The sequence below is a fragment of the Streptomyces sp. Tu 2975 genome (genome assembly GCF_009832925.1).
Classification (GTDB): Bacteria; Actinomycetota; Actinomycetes; order Streptomycetales; family Streptomycetaceae; genus Streptomyces.
Genome location: NZ_CP047140.1, coordinates 2,083,902 through 2,102,914 on the forward strand (window position 1 = coordinate 2,083,902; position 19,013 = coordinate 2,102,914).

At 71.2% G+C, this 19,013-nt stretch carries 20 protein-coding genes; 7 read left to right on the top strand and 13 right to left on the bottom strand.

The window, feature by feature from the left end; genetic code table 11:
* Positions 1-83 precede the first annotated feature (83 nt).
* Both GLX30_RS09080 and GLX30_RS09085 read left to right on the top strand, forming a co-directional pair.
* On the top strand, positions 84-989 hold the full coding sequence (locus GLX30_RS09080) for a helix-turn-helix transcriptional regulator (protein WP_159685748.1): 906 nt from the start codon (positions 84-86) through the stop codon (positions 987-989).
* Entirely contained in the window at positions 986-1,171 is a 186-nt protein-coding gene (locus GLX30_RS09085) for a DUF397 domain-containing protein (protein ID WP_159685751.1), read from the top strand. The genes GLX30_RS09080 and GLX30_RS09085 overlap by 4 nt, the downstream gene beginning before the upstream one ends.
* A 47-nt stretch (positions 1,172-1,218) precedes the next feature.
* Here GLX30_RS09085 and GLX30_RS09090 read toward each other — a convergent pair whose 3' ends face one another.
* From GLX30_RS09090 to GLX30_RS09100, 3 genes are read right to left on the bottom strand one after another with little or no spacing between them, the layout of a single operon-like run.
* A complete protein-coding gene (locus tag GLX30_RS09090; RefSeq protein ID WP_159685754.1) occupies positions 1,219-2,091 on the bottom strand; it encodes a biotin-dependent carboxyltransferase family protein in 873 nt (290 codons plus the stop codon).
* Positions 2,088-2,744, bottom strand: coding sequence for an allophanate hydrolase subunit 1 (locus GLX30_RS09095; RefSeq protein WP_159685756.1), 657 nt, complete (start codon positions 2,742-2,744; stop codon positions 2,088-2,090). Before GLX30_RS09095 ends, GLX30_RS09090 begins: the two co-directional genes overlap by 4 nt.
* A complete protein-coding gene (locus GLX30_RS09100) occupies positions 2,741-3,505 on the bottom strand; it encodes a 5-oxoprolinase subunit PxpA (RefSeq protein ID WP_159685759.1) in 765 nt (254 codons plus the stop codon). Before GLX30_RS09100 ends, GLX30_RS09095 begins: the two co-directional genes overlap by 4 nt.
* Before the next feature lie 228 nt (positions 3,506-3,733).
* Here GLX30_RS09100 and GLX30_RS09105 point away from each other — a divergent pair, with 228 nt between their 5' ends.
* Complete coding sequence (locus tag GLX30_RS09105; protein ID WP_159685762.1) at positions 3,734-4,429, top strand: GntR family transcriptional regulator; 696 nt, start codon at positions 3,734-3,736, stop codon at positions 4,427-4,429.
* Positions 4,430-4,469: 40 nt separating this feature from the next.
* Here GLX30_RS09105 and GLX30_RS09110 read toward each other — a convergent pair whose 3' ends face one another.
* A complete protein-coding gene (locus tag GLX30_RS09110; protein WP_159685765.1) occupies positions 4,470-5,120 on the bottom strand; it encodes a GNAT family protein in 651 nt (216 codons plus the stop codon).
* Positions 5,121-5,321: 201 nt separating this feature from the next.
* Here GLX30_RS09110 and GLX30_RS09115 point away from each other — a divergent pair, with 201 nt between their 5' ends.
* A complete protein-coding gene (locus tag GLX30_RS09115; protein ID WP_159694949.1) occupies positions 5,322-6,095 on the top strand; it encodes a metalloregulator ArsR/SmtB family transcription factor in 774 nt (257 codons plus the stop codon).
* An 84-nt stretch (positions 6,096-6,179) separates the two neighbouring features.
* On the opposite strand, the gene GLX30_RS09120 is transcribed toward GLX30_RS09115, so the two are convergent.
* Positions 6,180-6,530 (bottom strand): MerR family transcriptional regulator, encoded by a 351-nt coding sequence (locus GLX30_RS09120; RefSeq protein ID WP_159685768.1) that lies wholly within the window; start codon positions 6,528-6,530, stop codon positions 6,180-6,182.
* 714 nt (positions 6,531-7,244) lie between these two features.
* Between GLX30_RS09120 and GLX30_RS09125 the strand changes: the two genes are divergently transcribed.
* Positions 7,245-7,604: a hypothetical protein gene (locus GLX30_RS09125; protein WP_159685771.1), complete on the top strand. Its 360-nt coding sequence runs from the start codon at positions 7,245-7,247 to the stop codon at positions 7,602-7,604.
* Between the two features lie 117 nt (positions 7,605-7,721).
* Here GLX30_RS09125 and GLX30_RS09130 read toward each other — a convergent pair whose 3' ends face one another.
* From GLX30_RS09130 to GLX30_RS09145, 4 genes are all read right to left on the bottom strand, one after another.
* Entirely contained in the window at positions 7,722-8,030 is a 309-nt protein-coding gene (locus tag GLX30_RS09130) for an SCO5918 family protein (RefSeq protein ID WP_159685774.1), read from the bottom strand.
* Positions 8,031-8,087: 57 nt separating this feature from the next.
* Positions 8,088-8,393, bottom strand: a complete 306-nt coding sequence (locus GLX30_RS35145) for a CBS domain-containing protein (RefSeq protein WP_244258086.1) — start codon at positions 8,391-8,393, stop codon at positions 8,088-8,090.
* Between the two features lie 81 nt (positions 8,394-8,474).
* Positions 8,475-9,986 carry a DEAD/DEAH box helicase gene (locus tag GLX30_RS09140; RefSeq protein WP_159685777.1) on the bottom strand — a complete coding sequence of 504 codons (1,512 nt, stop codon included), beginning with the start codon at positions 9,984-9,986 and terminating at the stop codon, positions 8,475-8,477.
* A 353-nt stretch (positions 9,987-10,339) separates the two neighbouring features.
* Positions 10,340-10,543, bottom strand: coding sequence for a cold-shock protein (locus GLX30_RS09145; RefSeq protein WP_005310809.1), 204 nt, complete (start codon positions 10,541-10,543; stop codon positions 10,340-10,342).
* A gap of 660 nt (positions 10,544-11,203) precedes the next feature.
* Between GLX30_RS09145 and GLX30_RS09150 the strand changes: the two genes are divergently transcribed.
* Entirely contained in the window at positions 11,204-14,578 is a 3,375-nt protein-coding gene (locus tag GLX30_RS09150; RefSeq protein ID WP_159685780.1) for a pyruvate carboxylase, read from the top strand.
* A gap of 116 nt (positions 14,579-14,694) precedes the next feature.
* Here GLX30_RS09150 and GLX30_RS09155 read toward each other — a convergent pair whose 3' ends face one another.
* Positions 14,695-15,672, bottom strand: a complete 978-nt coding sequence (locus tag GLX30_RS09155; RefSeq protein ID WP_159685783.1) for a YafY family protein — start codon at positions 15,670-15,672, stop codon at positions 14,695-14,697.
* Positions 15,673-15,801: 129 nt separating this feature from the next.
* Here GLX30_RS09155 and GLX30_RS09160 point away from each other — a divergent pair, with 129 nt between their 5' ends.
* On the top strand, positions 15,802-16,569 hold the full coding sequence (locus GLX30_RS09160; protein ID WP_244258087.1) for an NIPSNAP family protein: 768 nt from the start codon (positions 15,802-15,804) through the stop codon (positions 16,567-16,569).
* 270 nt (positions 16,570-16,839) lie between these two features.
* On the opposite strand, the gene GLX30_RS09165 is transcribed toward GLX30_RS09160, so the two are convergent.
* The 3 genes from GLX30_RS09165 to GLX30_RS09175 form a co-directional block, all read right to left on the bottom strand.
* The gene (locus tag GLX30_RS09165) at positions 16,840-18,084 is read right to left on the bottom strand and encodes an NAD(P)/FAD-dependent oxidoreductase (RefSeq protein ID WP_159685786.1); all 1,245 of its coding nucleotides are present in this window, start codon (positions 18,082-18,084) and stop codon (positions 16,840-16,842) included.
* 141 nt (positions 18,085-18,225) lie between these two features.
* Positions 18,226-18,567: a DUF3140 domain-containing protein gene (locus GLX30_RS09170; RefSeq protein WP_159685789.1), complete on the bottom strand. Its 342-nt coding sequence runs from the start codon at positions 18,565-18,567 to the stop codon at positions 18,226-18,228.
* Positions 18,568-18,573: 6 nt separating this feature from the next.
* Positions 18,574-18,792 (bottom strand): DUF2945 domain-containing protein, encoded by a 219-nt coding sequence (locus tag GLX30_RS09175; RefSeq protein WP_159685792.1) that lies wholly within the window; start codon positions 18,790-18,792, stop codon positions 18,574-18,576.
* Positions 18,793-19,013: the final 221 nt, after the last annotated feature.

Consider the following 19,013-nt stretch of genomic DNA (forward strand, 5'->3'; position numbering starts at 1 on the left):
GTACGGGTACGCACGGTGGACGGGAAGGGGGATTGCGCCGGACCATGGGCCGGTTGCGACACGGTACGTGGAAGGTGGCCGGTATGGCGGCGTGCGAGACCAGCGGTGAGGACGGGAACAGCGAGGCGAACGGCGCCGGTTGCGGACCGGCCGGTCCGCCCGGGGACAGGAACGGCGTCACGAGCACTGCCGAGCCGGAGGGTTCGGACAGCCTCAAAGCGTTCGGCGAGGTCGTCAAGGCGTTCCGGAAGCGGGCTCGTCTGACCCAGGAACAGTTCGCCCCACAGGTGCGGTACTCGGTGCCGACCGTCGCCTCCATCGAACAGGGCCGCCGGTTCCCCCCGGCGGCTTTCGTCGACCGGGCGGAGGAGGTACTCGACGCCTTCGGCGCGCTGCGGGGCGCCGCACGCCATCTGTCGCGGCGCCCGGGGCTGGCGAGCTGGTTCCGGCAGTGGGCGCAGTTGGAGGCGGAGTCGGTCAACCTCTATACGTACGAGTGCCGTTTGATCCCGGGACTGCTTCAGACGGAGGCGTACGCCCGAACGCTGTTCTCGGAGCGTCTGCCACCCCTCGGTGACGACCAGATCGAGGCCATGCTGTCCGCGCGGACGGAGCGTCAGAGGTTGCTGCGGGAACGGCCGAACACGGCGTTCAGCTTCATCGTCGAGGAGCATGTGCTCCAGCGCGGGATGGGAGCGAGCCCGGAACTGCTCCCCCACGTCCTCGAACTCGCGGGACTTCGGAACATCGAGATCCAGGTCATGCCCCGGACCCGAGTGATCCACGCCGGTATAGACGGTCCGATCCGACTGCTGGAGACACCGGACAACAAGTGGTACGGCTACTGCGAGGGGCAGGAGAGCGGGCGGTTCGTCTCCGACCCCAAAGTGGTCAGCATGCTCCAGATGCGGTATGCCAGGATGCGGTCACAGGCTCTCTCCTTGGAGGAATCCCTGAGCCTGCTGCGCCGGATGCGAGGAGCGACATGAGCACCACAGAACTGGCCTGGTTCAAGAGCAGTTACAGCGGCAGCTCCGGCGACGACTGCGTAGAGGTGGCGACGACCGCCGCGACCGTCCACGTCCGGGACTCCAAGGTCGAGCAGAGCCCTCAACTCGCCGTGTCGCCCGCGTCGTGGACGAGCTTCGTCTCGTACGCCGCCCAGGCCTGACACCGGAGCGAGCGCCCGCGCCGGTTCGAGCCGCACGATGCCAGGACTCAGCGGCGGTGGCGCCGCGGTACGAAGCGGACCGTCAGACCCGGCACGGCCTGCGCGGCCGGGGACAGCAGGCGCTCAGGGACGACCCCGATCACGGGATACCCACCGGTGGTGGGGCAGTCGGCGAGGAAGACCACGGGCCGGCCGTCGGGCGGCACCTGCACCGCGCCGACCACCATGCCTTCGCTCGGCATTTCACGGTGCACCGCCCACTCCAGCGGCGGGCCCTCCAGCCGCAGGGCGATGCGGTTGCTGTGCTGGGAGATCTCGTAGCGGCCCGTGGCCAGAGTGGCCACCGCGGCGGCGGTGAACCAGTCGTCGCGCGGGCCGAGCAGTACGGGCAGCACCAGTTCCTCCGGCGGCGCCGGCCACAGCAGCGTGTCGGCATGCAGCGGCGGGCCGGTCGCCTCGCCGAGGAGCAAGGCATTCCCGTCCTCGAGCGGGGCGGGACCGAGCCCGGACAGCAGATCGGTGGAGCGACTGCCCAGGACCGGGTCGACCGCGACGCCTCCGCCGACGGCGACATAGCTGCGCAGGCCACTGGTCGGCGCGCCCACGTCGAGCACGGCGCCGGCCGGAAGACGCACGGCGGTTCCCCACGCCGCCGGCCGGCCGTTCACCCGCACCGGCGCCGGCGCCCCCGTCACGGCGGCCACCACGGAGCGGTCGGTGCGCACGGCGACCCCGGTCAGCGTGGTCTCCAGGGTCGCGGCATCGGCGGGGTTGCCCACCAGCCGGTTCGCGAGCCGGTGCGCGGGCAGGTCGAGGGCACCGGCACGCGGCACGCCGAGCCCGGCGTGACCGGGCCGGCCGAGGTCCTGGACGGTGGTGAGGGCGCCGGCCCGTACGACGTCCAGCGTGCCGCCGCTCATGCCGTCCGCCCCCTCGTGGCCGATGCGGCTCCCGGCGCGGCTTCCTCGGGGACGAAGCGCACGCGCGTGGCGGGTGTCAGAAGTGCCGCGGGCTCACGCTCGAGGTCCCACAGGCGCACACGGGTCGTCCCGATCAGCTGCCAGCCGCCCGGGGAGGCACGCGGATACACACCGGTGTAGGGGCCGGCGAGCGCCACCGAGCCTGCGGGCACCGACGTGCGGGGCACGGAACGGCGCGGCACGTGGTACCGCTCGCCGAGGCCGAGCATGTAGGCGAAGCCCGGGGCGAATCCGCAGAACGCCACCCGGTGCTCCGTACCGCTGTGGATCCGTGCGACCTCGTCCTCGTGGACCCCCCACAGTTCGGCGACGGCGCCGAGATCGGCCCCGTCGTAGCGCAGGGGGATCTCCACCAGAGGGCCGCCGCCGGCCGCCGACAGGGGGACGGACCACCGGCGCAGCTCCGCCTCCATGGCGTGGACGTCGGCGACGCCGTAGAGGAGCACGGTCCGGTCGCCGGGCACGATGTCGCGCACCGGCGCCGGGGTTCCCCGGCCGCACCGGTCGAGGATCCGGGCGTGCCAGGCCTGTGCCTCTTCCGGCGTGTCCAGGTCCACGAGCAGGGAGTCCTCCCCGACCGGTCTCAGCCTCATACGAACGCCTCCACCCTGACCCCGGCCACGTCGAGCGCCGCGCGCACCTGCCCGGCCGCAGCGACCGCTCCGGGGGTGTCACCGTGCAGGCACAGGGAGCGCGCCCGTACCGCCACGGGTTCACCGGTCAGCGCGGTGACGCGGCCTTCCCGCGCGAGAGCGACGGCCCTGCGGACGACCTCCGCCGGATCGGTGATCACCGCGCCGGGGGTGCTTCGGGGGACCAGCGTCCCGGTCGCCGTGTAGGCGCGGTCGGCGAACGCCTCCGCGGCGACGGGGAGGCCGACCCGCGCCGCCTGCGCGTGCATGGCGGAGTCCGGCAGGCACAGCACCACGAGCCCGGGGTCGGCCAGCCGGGCGCCGGCGGCCACCGCTGCCGCCTGCTCATGGTCGGCCACCACCCGGTTGTAGAGCGCTCCGTGCGGCTTGACGTAGCTCACCGCCGCTCCGGCGGCGCGGGCGAACGCCTGGAGGGCGCCGATCTGGTACGTGACCTCGTCGGCGAGCTCGTCCGCCGGCACGTCCATGGCCCGGCGGCCGAAGCCGGCGAGGTCACGGTAGGAGACCTGGGCGCCGATCCGTACGCCGCGCTCCGCGGCCGTGTCGCAGACGCGGCGCATGGTGCCGGGATCGCCCGCGTGGAAGCCGCAGGCGACGTTCGCGCTGGTGACCAGGGACAGCAGGGCCTCGTCGTCGGTGAGGGTCCATCGCCCGAAGCCCTCCCCGAGGTCCGCGTTGAGGTCGATCACGAGGTCTGTCACCTGGGCTCCTTGGAACGGTCCATCGGTCAGGAGGTACCACCGCGCTGCTCCGGGTGCACCTGCGGCGGTCGGTCAGGTTGCGTTCACGATCACACCACACAACATAGAAAATCGTTGAACGATCCGACAAGCTCTCTGTTGTTTCGTTCAATGATTTCGGGTTGACTGACCCGGACCGACCGGCGCAAACCGTCGGACGGCCGCCGGCCGTGGGAGAAGGACGGACAGATGACAGCCGAGGTCGACCCTGCCGTGCTCGTCGGCGACCGCGCCCTGCTCGGACGCTCCAGCACCGCCGACCGGGTCGCGGACATCCTGCGCACACGTATCTCCGAGGGGTATCTCCCGCCGGGGAGCAAGCTGTCGGAGGACGCCATCGGCGGCGCCCTGGGCATCTCCCGCAACACCCTGCGCGAAGCGTTCCGCCTGCTCACGCACGAACGGCTGCTGGTCCACGAGCTCAACCGCGGCGTCTTCGTGCGCATGCTGACCGTGCAGGACGTCACCGACATCTACCAGGTGCGCAGACTCATCGAGTGCGCGGCGGTCCGCGGTCTAGGGGCCCCGCCCTACGACCTGAGCCACGCGGAAGCGGCGGTCGCCGAGGGCGAGAAGGCATCGAAGGAAGGCGCCTGGCGCGACCTCGGCACCGCCGACATCCACTTCCACCGCGCCGTCGTGGCCCTTGCCCGCAGCAGGCGCCTGGACGATCTGATGCGCGGCATCCTCGCCGAACTGCGCCTGGTCTTCCACGCGATGGACAATCCGCGGGGCTTCCACGAGCCGTATCTGGAGCGCAACCGCGAGATCCTCTCCGCCCTCGAGGCGGCGGACCGCACCACGGCCGAACTGCTGCTCGCGGCGTATCTCGACGACGCGGAGCAGCAGTTGGTCGAACGGTACTCCGAACTCCTCGGCCCGTAAGCCGTCCACAGGCCCACGCGGCGCTCAGGTCACCCGCCCCTCAGCGGGCCGGGGCCGACCTCCCGGCGAGCCATTCCTCGCGGGTGAGGGCGTAGATCACGGTGTCCCGCCAGCCGGTGTCGCCGTGGCGGTCCTGCCGGAACGTCGCTTCCCTGCGCATGCCGAGTCGAGCGCAGAGGGCCAGGGAGGGCTCGTTGGCCGCGTCCACCGTCGCGGCGATCCGGTGGGCACCCAGACCGGTGGCGAGATCGAGGAGGGCCGTGGCCGCCTCGCGGGCGTACCCCCGGCCCTGGAAGTCGGGGTGCAGGACCCACCCGACCGCGACCTGGGCGTGGGCGGCGCTGGTGAGGATGAGGGTGAGGTCGCCGATGACCCGTTCGTCCCCGCGGCCGCCGAGGCCCGGCTCACCGGGCAGCACGACGGCGAGGGCGACCGCTTCACCGTCGGCGGTCAACGTGCGCTGCTTCGCCCGCAGTTCGGTGTGCTCGCCGCCGGCTTCCCGGTCGCGCAGCGGCCAGGGCAGATGGACCACGACCTCGGGCAGCCGCTGGTAGGCGTGGATGTCGTCGGCGTCCTGCGGGCGGATCGGCCGCAGGACGAGCCGCTCGGTCCTGAGGGGGGACGCATCCAGGCCGGCGAGGTCGAAGGGCAGGCGCAGCCGCGGCGGAGTGCCGCCGGTCGTCGTGGTCATGGATCCCCCTACAGGACGGACAGAGCGGAAAGGGCGCACGGTTCGCCGCCCACCGCACGGTAACCGCCGCTCCGGCGACGCACCTCACCGGTCCGACATGCTCCCGGCGTCGGCGCCGCTACCCGGAACCCTGCGCGCCGCCGCTGGCAATATGCAGGCAGATGCCTGCATAATCGAGGAGTGAGCGACGAGGCGACAGCGATGGACCGGGTCTTCAAGGCGCTGGCCGACCCCACCCGGCGGCTCCTGCTCGACCGCCTGCGTGAACACAACGGCAGGACGCTCCAGGAGCTGTGCGAGCACCTCTCCATGGCCCGCCAGTCGGCGACGCAGCATCTCGACGTCCTGGTGCGGGCCGGTCTCGTCACCGTCGTACGGCGCGGACGGGAGCGTCTGCACTACCTCGATCCGGGACCGATCCACCGGATCGAGGAGCGCTGGATCTCAGAGTTCGACAGGCCCCGGCTGCAAGCGATCAGCGCCATCAAGCACCAGGCAGAGGAGTACGCCATGACCGACGCACCACAGCCCGTGCCGACCTACGTCTACGTGACCTACATCCGCGCGAGCGCGGAACAGGTGTGGAAAGCCCTGACGGACGCGGACCTGACGGCGCGCTTCTGGGGACACGCCAACGTCTCCGACTGGCAGCCCGGCTCGACGTGGGAGCACCGGCGCGTCGACGGATCGGACGCGGTCGACGTGGTCGGCCGGGTGATGGCGGCCGAGCCACCGAAGCGCCTGGTCATCACCTTCGAGGACCCGCTCTCCAGCGGGTCGCCGGGCGGAGGCTCGGTCGTCACGTTCCTGGTCGAACCGCATCAGGACATCGTCCGCCTCACCGTGACCCACGAGAACCTCCCCGACCAGGAGATGCTCGACGGGATCTCACAGGGATGGCCGGCCGTGCTCGCGAACCTCAAGTCCCTGCTCGAGACCGGTGAGGTCCTTCCGCAGGCGCCGTGGGACATGTAGCCGCGCCCGCCGAGGCGGTGATTGCCGCAGCCCGCTGGTGGACGGCGCCGGGGACCGGTCCGCGACGTGACATGGCGGGGGGAATCAGCCGGAGACCTCGCCGGAGCTCTCGACCGGCCGACCGGCGGCACGGCGGATCTCGGCGTTGATGCGCCGCGCTTCTTCGAGCTGGTCCTCGAGGATGACGATGCGGCAGGCGGCTTCGACAGGGGTGCCCTGGTCGACGAGTTCACGCGCGCGGGCGGCGATCCGCAGCTGATACCGCGAGTAGCGCCGGTGACCGCCCTCGGAGCGCAGCGGGGTGATCAGCCGCGCTTCGCCGATCGCCCGGAGGAAGCCGGGCGTGGTGCCCAGCATCTCGGCGGCCCGTCCCATCGTGTAGGCGGGGTAGTCATCGTCGTCGAGCCGTCCGCCGAGCGCATTATCCGCTGTCATCTGCACCTCTTCTTCGTGAGAACGCGTCGAGGGGCCCTGGTGCCGTACGGCACCAGGGCCCCGAAGGAAATTGAACACCATCTGTCGGCCCTAGTCCTGCGCCGACCTTCTGTTTCCGCGGCATCGCCCCGAAGAGGGACGGGAGCGCGGGGATCGCGAATGCGTGACCGGGGACCACCTTCCGTTCCGGGGTCTTGCGGTACCCGGGGAGTCTCCCTCTCCCGGGCGATCCTGATGGCGTCTGCTTCCTCCGTTCCTTCCTCTGGGCGACACCGGGCGGGCCCGCTGTCGCCGCTTGCCACTTACCTGGTACTCGGTACTGCTTCCGGTGGCCCCTGAACACCGCGGGCCACCCAGTGCGGGGTCAGCCCCGTCGCCATCCTGCGAAACCGGCTCCGGAACTCCACCACCGCACCGAACTGCGGGTACTGCGTACTGCAACGCTCGGCAGTTCGTCTCTGCCGGGCTTTCTCCGATCTCGGCTACAACAGGAACACTAGCCACCGCGGGGACGAATGTCTACTACGGCGAGCATAGATTTTTGGGCGCTCGGGACGGAGGAAACGTGAGATCGGCGATGGCCCCCCACCCGGCGCTGTCTGCCCTGCTCAGAGCGTGGCCCGGGCCGGAAGCGGCCAGGGCGGGGGCGAGTCGGCGTCGGGTCACCGACACCGCAGCCATGGAGAGGGCCCAGGTGAAATAAACTCGCCTGTCATGTCGAAACCTGACTCTCTGCTCGTCGACGTGGCCGCCCTGGTGGAGTCCGGGCAAAGCAATCTCATGTCTCTGACCGTGGTCACCGGTGGCGCTGTCATCACCGGCCGGCTGGCCCCCGAAGCCGTGTGGAGGCAGCGTGTGTCGGAGGTCCTGACTGATTCGGAGAGCCTCCGTGCGTTCTCCGGCGCCTTCAGCGCCTCCCCCGCCCGGCAGGGTCCGCCCACCCATCTGCACTTCCACGTGGCGCGGATCCTCCAGGGCACGGTCGGGATCCCCGAAACAGGCGGCATGTACCGCGTCTCCATCGAGGACGTCAGCGCCTGGACCGTCGGCGACTTCAGCTACTCCGACCATTGAACCCACCACTACGAGGCAGTGGCACCGCATGAAGAGGGCCCGACCGGCGCGCGCCGGTCGGGCCCTCTTCGTTCTTCGCCTCTCCGGTGCCTTGTCAGGCCCGGAGGGTGCCGTAGGTCAGCCGGCCACCGTGCTGCCGAGCGAGGCGTGCGCCTGCTGGAGCGGGGTGAGCACGCTCACGGGCGCCGCCTGGACGTGCGACCGGCAGGTGAAGCCGAGCCCCGTCATCGCCCGGACGACCTCGCCCGCGCTGAAGTCACGGCGATCCTGTCGGGTGATGACCGCGCCCACCTGCTTGACGGGGTACTGACGGCGGCCGATGACCACGAAGTCACCGGTGATCGGCTCGGGCTTGACGCCCTTCATCGACTCCAGCACGCCACTCTTGGTCAGATCGAAGGGGAAGCGAGCGATGACGCAGCGCATGAGACCTCACAGGGAGAAGTGGGGAAGCGGAAGGGGGTCCGCAAGGGGTGCGGCGGTTCAACGGGAGAGAGCGGCGACATCGCTCAGCCGGACCGTGTCCGTGCTGACGGCGCTGTCGCGTACGGCGACGAGCTGCGCCAGCGTGACGGATCCGGTGCACTGGTCGTCCGCGTCGCAGATGAGCAGATGCCCGGCGCGGGCGCCGGCCATCACGGACAGCGCCACCTCCACCGTCATGTCGCCCCAGACCTTCACGGTCGCGTCGCCACGGACCTGCGGACCGGCCGCCGCCTCGAGGCCGGCCGCCGTCCTGGTGCCGGAACTCGCGCCGACCGGACGGGGCTTCAGCTGAACCGGTGCCAAGAGATTCCTCCTGCGACGATGGGTAAGGGCCTTGATCAATGACGTCCAGGGCGCCCGGTGCCGTGACCGGCAAGGTACGCCCTAGGCCGCCGTGCCGACGGCGGACTGCCGACGGGGGGCGCGGCGCGGCGCCTGTGACGAGCCACGGCCGCGCCGGGCACGGGAGCCGGCGCTGCGCGCGGGCCGCTCGGTCACCGGTGCCGTGATGACGACCGGCGTTCCGGACGGGGCCTGCGCGCCGGTGATGCGGTTCAACTCGGCCCCGCCGGACCTGACCTGGGTGGTCATCGGGCGGACCCCTGCGTGCGACAGGAGGCGGGCCATGTCGCGGCGCTGGTTCGGGGTCACCAGGGTGACGACGCTGCCGGACTCGCCGGCCCGGGCGGTACGGCCGCCGCGGTGCAGGTAGTCCTTGGGGTCGGTCGGCGGGTCGACGTTGACGACGAGGTCGAGGTTGTCGACGTGGATGCCGCGGGCGGCGACGTTCGTGGCGACGAGCACGGTGACGTGCCCGGTCTTGAACTGCGCCAGCGTGCGGTTCCGCTGCGGCTGGGACTTGCCGCCGTGCAGTCCCGCGGCCCGTACTCCGCTGCTGAGGAGGTCCTTCGTCAGCCGGTCCACCGCGTGCTTGGTGTCCAGGAACATGATCACCCGGCCGTCGCGGGCGGCGATCTCCGTCGTGGTGGCGTGCTTGTCGGCGCTGTCGACGTGCAGCACGTGGTGCTCCATCGTCGTGACGGCGCCGGCCGACGGGTCGACGGAGTGCACGACCGGATCGTTCAGGTACCGACGGACCAGCAGGTCGACGTTGCGGTCGAGGGTGGCGGAGAACAGCATCCGCTGACCGTCCGGGCGGACCTGGTCGAGAAGTGCGGTGACCTGGGGCATGAAGCCCATGTCGGCCATCTGGTCGGCCTCGTCGAGGACGGTGACGGCGACCTGGTCGAGTCGGCAGTCGCCGCGCTGGATCAGGTCCTTCAGCCGTCCGGGCGTCGCCACGACGACCTCGGCGCCGCTGCGCAGCGCACCGGCCTGCCTGCCGATCGACATCCCGCCGACGACCGTGGCCATCCGCAGCTTCAGCGACCGGGCGTACGGGGTGAGCGCGTCGGTGACCTGCTGGGCCAGCTCACGGGTCGGGACGAGGACCAGCGCGAGCGGAAGTCGCGGCTCTGCGCGCTTCCCGGCGGTACCGGCCAGCATGGCCAGTCCGAAGGCGAGGGTCTTGCCGGAGCCGGTGCGGCCGCGGCCGAGCACGTCACGGCCGGCGAGGGTGTTGGGCAGCGTCGCACCCTGGATCGGGAACGGCACGGTCACGCCCTGGGAGGCGAGCGCCGCGAGCAGTTGCTCCGGCATGTCGAGGTCGGCGAACCGCTCGACGGCGGGCAGGGCGGGGGTCACGGTCACGGGGAGGGCGAACTCACCCTGCGCCGCGGCGGGCCGGCGGCCGTAACCGCCGGAGCGGCCACCTCCACCGGAGCGGCCGGAACCACCCGAGCGGGTGGGGGCCGGCGAGCCGAAACGGCTGCCGCGGCCGGAGCCACCGCCGCTACGGGTGCGGGAATAACGTTCGTCGGTACGTGTGCGGTTCATACGGAACCTTCCTCGATGTGGCACGTATCAAGGAATTACCGCAGCAGAAGAGCAGCACGGAGAATCGCGAGAACGAGCCAGGCAGAAAGCGAAAACGAAAGCGAATCGGACCGCTCGTGAGAAACCCCGGCAGGTCACCGGGCGGGCAGATCGATTCGGACGTCAAAGCCGGAATGAGTCCCTGCCGAATGTTCGTCCGGAGGCGGGAGGGACATCCGCCACGCGAGAAAAACGCGATCTCCGGAGAGGAGCCGCGGCACGATGGGCCGCGGTGTCGGGGCAGAGCCCCGTAACTGCAACGAGCCGGGGCCCGCACCCCAAGGTGCGGGCCCCGGCTCGATCACGCGTCAGCGTCAGGCCGGAACGATGTTCTCGGCGGTCGGGCCCTTCTGGCCCTGCGCAATGTCGAAGTTCACCTTCTGGCCTTCCAGCAGCTCACGGAAGCCCTGGGCGGCGATGTTCGAGTAGTGGGCGAACACGTCAGGGCCGCCACCGTCCTGCTCGATGAAGCCGAAGCCCTTTTCCGCGTTGAACCACTTCACGACGCCAGATGCCATGTCAAATCTCCTTCAGGGGCAGTACCCGGAGTCCACACCGTGCGGTCTCCGTGTCGCCGCAATGATTACCCCGTCCGGAAATGACCGGATACACAAAAGCGCTCACAACGACCTGAGGGGCCGCCGGGGCACTTGGATTTTTCGGGAACCACAACTGCAACTGATAACGACAGTAGCACGGTGAGATCGACCCCGCGCTGCAAGTAATTCTTTTCCGCCTGTTGCGCGAGATACCCTCACCGCGCGTCGCGCTGATTTCTCACTCGGCGGTCACAGATATTCGCTCGCCCCGGACTGATCTCTCCGCCGGACGACGGCCGTCCGCCCGCCGCGCGAGGGCGCCGGCACCGGCCAGGGGCCCGGATTGCGGCCAACGCGCCCCGGCGGCGACCGGGCGCACCGCCCGGCCCGACACCTGACCGGCCCCGGCCCGATCACCGTGGCGCAGATCACCGACGAGCGGTGGTCCTCGCAGTGACGCAGGCCATCGTCTGCGTCCGTGATCTCTGGGAAGGTCTCCGATACGGTGTCGAGCGCTTCGGGCCAAGGCCCCCCGGCACATCGCCGCCGCCCGTTTGACCACCGGATGCCGGCACCGGCGTCCCGTGCGACATCGCCCGTCCTGAGGCCGCCCGGCCCGAGACACGACTGGGGAGTTTGATGTTCGGCAAGGTATTGGTCGCCAACCGCGGCGAGATCGCGATCCGCGCGTTCCGCGCAGCGTTCGAGCTCGGAATCTCCACAGTGGCGGTGTTCCCCTACGAGGACCGCAACTCCCTTCACCGGGCCAAGGCCGACGAGGCGTACCAGATCGGTGAGCCCGGCCACCCCGTGCGGGCCTACCTCTCCGTGGACGAGGTGATCAAGGCCGCCAAGAAGGCGGGGGCCGACGCCATCTACCCGGGCTACGGCTTCCTGTCGGAGAACCCCGACCTCGCCGCCGCGTGCGCCGAGGCCGGTATCGCCTTCGTCGGACCGCCTGCGTCGGTACTCCACCTGACCGGGAACAAGTCCCGGGCGGTCGCGGCCGCGCGGGAGGCGGGCGTACCGGTGCTGAAGTCCTCCGAACCGTCCGAGGACGTCGACACGCTCGTCGCCGCCTCCGAGGACATCGGCTTCCCCGTCTTCGTGAAGGCCGTCGCGGGCGGCGGCGGTCGCGGCATGCGCCGGGTCGCGGAGCCCGGGGAGCTGCGCGAGGCGATCGACGCGGCGATGCGCGAGGCACGCTCCGCGTTCGGTGACGCGACGGTCTTCCTGGAGCAGGCGGTGGTCAACCCCCGCCACATCGAGGTGCAGATCCTCGCCGACGCCGAGGGCAACGTCGTACACCTCTACGAGCGGGACTGCTCGGTGCAGCGCCGCCACCAGAAGGTCGTCGAGATCGCGCCCGCCCCGAACCTCGACCCCGAGCTGCGGGAACGGATCTGCGCCGACGCCGTCGCCTTCGCCCGGCACATCGGCTATGTGAACGCGGGCACCGTCGAATTCCTCGTCGACGAGCGCGGCAACCATGTCTTCATCGAGATGAACCCGCGCATCCAGGTCGAGCACACCGTCACCGAACAGGTCACCGGACGCGACCTCGTCATCGGACAGCTGCGCATCGCCGCCGGCATGACGCTGCCCGAACTGCGCCTCACGCAGGACGACATCGTCCTCAACGGCTCCGCACTGCAGTGCCGCATCACCACCGAGGACCCGGCCAACGGCTTCCGCCCGGACACCGGCACCATCTCCGCCTACCGCTCCCCCGGCGGGCCCGGCGTCCGGCTCGACGGCGGAACCGTCCACACCGGCGCCGAGGTCTCCGCCCACTTCGACTCGATGCTCGTCAAGCTCACCTGCCACGGGCACGACTTCGCGAATGCGGCCCGCCGGGCGCGCCGGGCCATCGCCGAGTTCCGCATCCGGGGCGTGGCCACCAACCTGCCCTTCCTGGGCGCCGTGCTGGACCACCCCGCGTTCCGGGCGGGGCGCATCACCACCAGCTTCATCGACGAACACCCGGAGCTGATGCGGGCCCGTCCGTCGGCCGACCGAGGCAGCCGCATGCTCAGCTACCTCGCGGAGATCACCGTCAACCAGCCGTACGGTCCGCGCCCCGACGTCATCGACCCGGCGGACAAGCTGCCCGCCGTCCCGCTCGGAGAGCCGCCCGCCGGGTCGCGGCAGCGCCTCGCCGCTCTCGGGCCGGAGGCGTTCGCCGCCGAACTGCGCGCCCAGTCGGCCGTCGCCGTCACCGACACGACGTTCCGCGACGCCCACCAGTCCCTGCTGGCGACCCGGGTCCGCACCCGCGACCTGCTGGCCGTCGCACCGCACGTCGCCCGTAGCGCCCCGCAGCTGCTGAGCCTCGAGTGCTGGGGAGGCGCCACCTACGACGTGGCGCTGCGTTTCCTCGCCGAGGACCCGTGGGAGCGGCTGGCCAAGATCCGGGAGGCCGTGCCCAACATCTGTACCCAGATGCTGCTGCGCGGCCGCAACACCGTCGGCTACACGCCCTACCCCACCGAGGTCACCGAGGCGTTCGTCGCCGAGGCCGCGAAGACCGGGATGGACATCTTCCGGATCTTCGACGCCCTGAACGACGTGTCCCAGATGCGTCCGGCCATCGACGCCGTACGCGCCACCGGCACGTCGGTCGCCGAGGTCGCCCTCTGCTACACCGCCGACCTCTCCGATCCCCGCGAGACGCTGTACACGCTGGACTACTACCTGCGTCTCGCCGAGCAGATCGTGGACGCGGGCGCTCATGTCCTCGCCATCAAGGACATGGCCGGGCTGCTGCGCCCGCCCGCCGCCAGGACACTCGTCACCGCGCTGCGCGAACGGTTCGACCTGCCCGTCCACCTGCACACCCACGACACCGCGGGCGGACAGCTCGGCACCCTGATCGCCGCCATCGACGCGGGAGTCGACGCCGTCGACGCGGCGGTCGCCTCCATGGCCGGCACCACCAGCCAGCCTCCGCTGTCCGCGCTGGTCGCCGCCACCGACCACACCGAGCGCGCGACCGGCCTGTCCCTCCAGGCCGTCGGCGACCTGGAGCCCTACTGGGAGGCGACCCGCAAGGTGTACGCCCCCTTCGAGTCCGGTCTCGCCTCGCCCACCGGCCGCATCTACCACCACGAGATCCCCGGCGGGCAGCTGTCCAACCTGCGTCAGCAGGCCATCGCCCTCGGCCTTGGCGACCGCTTCGAACTCATCGAGGACTGCTACGCCGCGGCCGACCGCATGCTCGGCCGGCTGGTGAAGGTGACCCCGTCGTCGAAGGTGGTCGGCGACCTGGCACTGCACCTGGTGGGCGCCGGCGTCTCGGCGGCGGACTTCGAGTCCGACCCGGGCAAGTTCGACGTACCGGACTCGGTGATCGGCTTCCTGCGCGGGGAGCTGGGCGACCCGCCCGGCGGCTGGCCGGAGCCGTTCCGCACCCGGGCGCTCCAGGGCCGCCCGGCAAAGGCGGACACGCCGCAGTTGTCGGACGAGGACCGCGAGGGCCTGGCGCAGTCGCCGCGCGCGACCTTGAACCGGCTGCTCTTCCCGGGCCCGACCAAGGAGTTCAACGCCCACCGCGAGGCGTACGGCGACACCTCCGTCCTGCCGACGCGGGACTTCCTGTACGGACTGGAGACGGAGACCGAGCACACCGTCACGCTCGAGCCGGGCGTCACGCTGCTGATCGAACTGGAAGCCGTCTCCGAAGCCGACGAGCGCGGCTACCGCAGCGTACTGGCCACGCTCAACGGCCAGTTGCGGCCGGTGTCGGTGCGCGACAAGTCCGTCGCCACCGAGGTCAAGGCGGCGGAGAAGGCCGACCGCGGCAACGAGGGTCACGTCGCGGCACCGTTCGCCGGAGTGGTCACTCTCCAGGTGGAGGAGGGCGCGTCGGTGTCGGCCGGACAGACCGTCGCCACCATCGAGGCGATGAAGATGGAGGCGTCGATCACCGCCCAGGCCTCGGGCACGGTGCGCCGCCTCGCGATCGGCAAGATCCAGCAGGTCGAGGCGGGCGATCTGCTCATCGAGATCGGCTGACCCACCCGTCCGGCACATAAACAAGAGGGCCGGGCCCGGCGCTTCGGCGCCGGGCCCGGCCCTTTCCGGCGTGGCACTGCCGCGTGTCGTCCGGCCTGCCGGACGAGGCTCAGGCGTCAGCAGGCCCCGTAGGCCCGGGCGAGGGCGCCCACCGTGGTGGCCATCGCCTCGCGGAGTTCGGCCGGTGCGACGACCTCGACGTCCGTGCCGAGACGCAGCAGCTCACCGCACGCGTGCTCGGTGCTCTCGGTCGGGACGACCGCCTCGATCCATCCGTCGTCGTCCGCGGCGGACGCGGTGGTATCGACCGCCTGCACCACCTCCGGCGGGACGTTGTCGGGCAGGCGCCGGCGTCCCCGCGGGGACAGACGGACGGTGGCCGTGCCGGTGTAGCGACGGGCCTCGAAGTCGGCGAGGTAGGCGGCCCAGTACGTGCCCAGGTCGAAACCCTCCGGCCGGTCGAACCGCTCGTCGCTCAGCGCGGCGTCGAGGACCTGGGTGACCCGATAGGTCGCGATCCGGCTCCGCCCGGCGGCCACGAGGTACCAGACGCCGGACTTGAGCACCAAGCCGTAGGGGCGCAGGCGGCGATCCACCTCCTGCGGCGCACGCCAGCGCCGGTAGCGCACGTCCACCGCACGCCGGGTGAGCACCGCGTCGGCCAACAGGGGAAGATGCGGCGTCCGTTCGGGCTCCCGGTACCAGCCGGGTGCGTCGAGGTGGAACACCGCGGCGATTCGCGACGCCTCCTCACTCAGCCCCGCCGGAAGCGCGGCCAGCAGCTTCAGCCGAGCCGTCGTCACCTCTGTCGCGAGCCCCAGATCAGCGGCGGGCCCGGGCAGTCCGGCGAAGAACAGCGCGCGTGCCTCACCCTCGCTCATCCCGGTGAGGCGGGTGCGATAGCCGTCCAGCAGTTGGTAGCCGCCCCCGGGGCCCGGCTCCGCGTAGACCGGCACCCCGGCGGCCTGGAGCCGGGCCAGGTCGCGGTAGGCGGTCCGTACCGACACCCCCAGTTCACCGGCGATCCCGCGCGCGGACATGCGCCCACGGGATTGCAGCAACAGCAGTACCGACAGCAGTCGTCCGGCAGACATGGAGGCATTCTCCTCGGAAACACTGACAGCCCCTGGCACACGGCATGCCTACCGTCGGCCCGTGCCCGGCTCCGACCGGACGGGCCGCGACTCCGTACCCCGGAGATCGAACCGAAGAGGAGTTCCGCCGTGCCGGCCACCGACCCGACCGATCCCATCGACCCCACCGGCGCCGTCGGCCGCCTCGACGTGATCGAGCTTCGCCGGTACACACTGCGTCCCGGCAGGCGCGACGAACTCATCGAGCTGTTCGACCGGGAGTTCGTCGAGACACAGGAGGAGACCGGGACGGCCGTGCTCGGCCAGTTCCGGGATCTCGACGATCCGGATCGTTTCGTCTGGCTCCGGGGGTTCCGGGACATGGCGGCACGCCACCGCGCTCTGACGGCCTTCTACGGCGGGCCCGTATGGGCCGAGCACGGTCCCCGGGCGAACGCCACGATGGTCGACTCGGACGATGTCCACCTGCTGCGTCCCCTGTCGCCCGGGACCGGCTTCACCGTCTCGTCGTCCCGGCGGCCCCCGGTCGGCGCTCCGGCACCGGAGAGACTCGTGATCGCCACCGTGTGGTCCTTCCCTCCGGGACGAGAGGACGGCATCGCACTCGTCCGGGACGGTCTTCTGCCCGTGCTCCACGAGACGGGACCCGCGCCGCTCGCCGTCCTGACCACCGAGACGGCGCACAACACGTTCACCGCACTGCCCGTCCACACCGGGACGAACGTCGCCGCGGTCGTCTTCTCGTACCCCGACGAGAGCGCGTATCGCCGGCGCCTCGCCGCCGTACGATCGCTTCCCCTGGCACGGGAGGAGATCCTCCCGTGCATCGAGCGGGAACAGACCGCGGCTCCCCGGACGCTGCGGCTGGCGCCCACCGGCCGCTCGCTCATCTCCTGACCTGCACCGACGTTTCCGAGGTGACGTCGGCCCTCCGGGCGGCCGCGTACGACGGCGACCCGACGCCACGGCGGAGACCGGTGATTTGCACGATGCCGGGGTGTGCGGACCCCGGTGAGACTGCCCGGACAGTTTCCGCCCCCTTCGTACGGAGGTGCACGATGTCCGCTCTGCTCTCGAAGTGCCTGGCGAGAAGTCGCGCCGCGACGGTGCCGGCCGTGATCGGCCGGCAGGGACAGGGAGAAGGACCAGGGCGAGGCGACGCCGTGCTCACGAAGGGCGGTCGGCCAGCACCTCGCGTGCGGCACGGGTGCCGGAAGCCAGCGCTCCTTGGACCGACCCGGTCGCGCGGTGGTCCCCGCACAGGTATCGCGCGGATCCCTGGCGCGTGGTGCGGCTCAGCGGCCAGGGCGGTGGCATGGCGGGCAGCGCGTCCTCCACGGTGCAGGCGGCGATCAGTTGCCAGTCGGCGGTGTCCGTCCCGTACGCCTCGGCGAGTCCGCCCCGCAGGGACCGCTCACGGCCCGGTAGGTCGACGCCCAGGGCGGAGGTCGACACCAGCGCCGTGCCCCGCGGGGCGTAGGTGGGGGCGACCTCGCTCAGCACGCAGGTGTTCAGGAACTCGCGCCGGCCGTCGACCAACAGGACCGGTTCGCCCAGCGGCGAGCGGGCGGCGGCGTGGTAGTACGTCGTCACGGTGCGGCCGCCGGGTGCCTGTAGGCCGGGGAGGAGGCGGGCGGCGGCCGGTGCGGCCGTGGCCACCACGACCGCGTCGGCCCGTAGCTCGGAACCGTCACCGAGCAGGATGCCGTCGTCGGTCAGCGCGGTCACGAGCGTCTCGAGGCGCAGGGTGCCGGGCGGCAGCGACGCCGCCAGTTGAGCGGGCACCGCGCCGATACCCGCAGCGGGCAGACACAGACTGCCACGTGCCATGCTGCGCCATACGAGGTGGAAGAAGCGGGCGGACGTCTCCAGTTCGTCCTCGAGGAAGACGCCCGACAGGAACGGCCGGAGCAGTTCGTCGATCACTTCCGGGGACAGGCCGGCGTCCTTCAGGGCGGCTGCTGTCGTCCGGTCCCGCCGTCGCTTCAGGAACTTCGGCGGCAGCAACATGTCACGGGCGGTGAGCCCGGCGAGCCCGATCAGATCGCGGGGTCCGAAGTACCGTCCCGGCAGCAGAGCCGCCGCGGAACGCGGCTCCCTCGTCGGGTCGACGATCCGCACCCGCCCGGAAGGGGTGTTCACAAGGACGCCCGGCGTGAAAGGGCGCAGGCGCAGTTCTCGGAGATCCACCCGCCGCTTGATCTGCGGGTAGGAGGTGTTGAAGACCTGGAAGCCGCGATCCAGGAGGAAGCCGTCGCGCCGGTCCGTGCGCATCCGGCCGCCCACCTGGTCCGAAGCCTCCAGCAGGTGGACCCGCAGTCCCGCCCGGCACAGGTCGAGGGAGCAGGCGAGGCCGGCGAGCCCTGCGCCCACGACGACGACGTCAGGAGTGGCGTACCGCGTCGGTGTCATCCTCTTCATCGCCTCCAGGGCTTCGGCCGTGCCTGCCGATCCGCCCTACGTCCGGCCGAGTCCGACCGCGACGCTCAGCAGCGTCGGCGGCGAGCCGTGTGACGGCACCGACCGCTCCTCGTCGTTCCCGCCCGGGAACCGTCACTTCTCCGGGTCGTGGCCCCAGTTCATCAGCGAGTACCGCCACTTGCTGTCGGTGACGTCGCCGCTGGGCCGCTGGGCGATGTGCCGGTGCACGTATCCGACGACCTTGCGCATGTGCGCGACGTCGTCGTCGTCGAGATCCGCCTTCTTGGTACGCAGCAGATCCACGATCCGCCGCCCCGAGGCGTGTCCGACGCTCTCGCCACCGCCGGCGGACTGGCCGACGCTCTTCGACTCGTCCGTCCGGAGCCACTTCTCGAGGTCACCGGCCGTCATGTTGACCGCCTCCCCGAACTCGGCGACGGTCTTGTCGCGGTCCGCGTCGCCCGCGGCGCTCATGAGTCCTTAGTCCCGCTTGCGCAGCGACTGCGGCTTGTGGACGGCCCTGCGGCCGGACTTGTCGCTCTCCACCTCGTACTGCGGTTCGTCCTTCGACGCGTCGACGGTGCGGCCCGCCGCCTTCGTACGCTTGGTGATCTTCTTCTTGACCTCGCCCGGCACGTTCTTGCCGTGGCTGCTCCAGGAGACCTGGTCGCCCTTGCCGAGTTCTTCGTCCTTGGCCATGGGAATTCCCTCCTGCGCTCACCTCACCGGACCTGCTCATGTTGTGCCGGGCCCGGGAGGGCCGCAACCTCGGCCGGATCCGCCCCGCACGGTGTGCCCGAGCGGTGGCCGGCCCTGGACCGGCGGGCCCCGGCTCCGGTGCCTATGGTGAGAGAACGGCTCGCCGGACAGCTCGGCGTCGACCGCCGCTCCGGTGGCACCATCCCCACCGAGGAGGACCA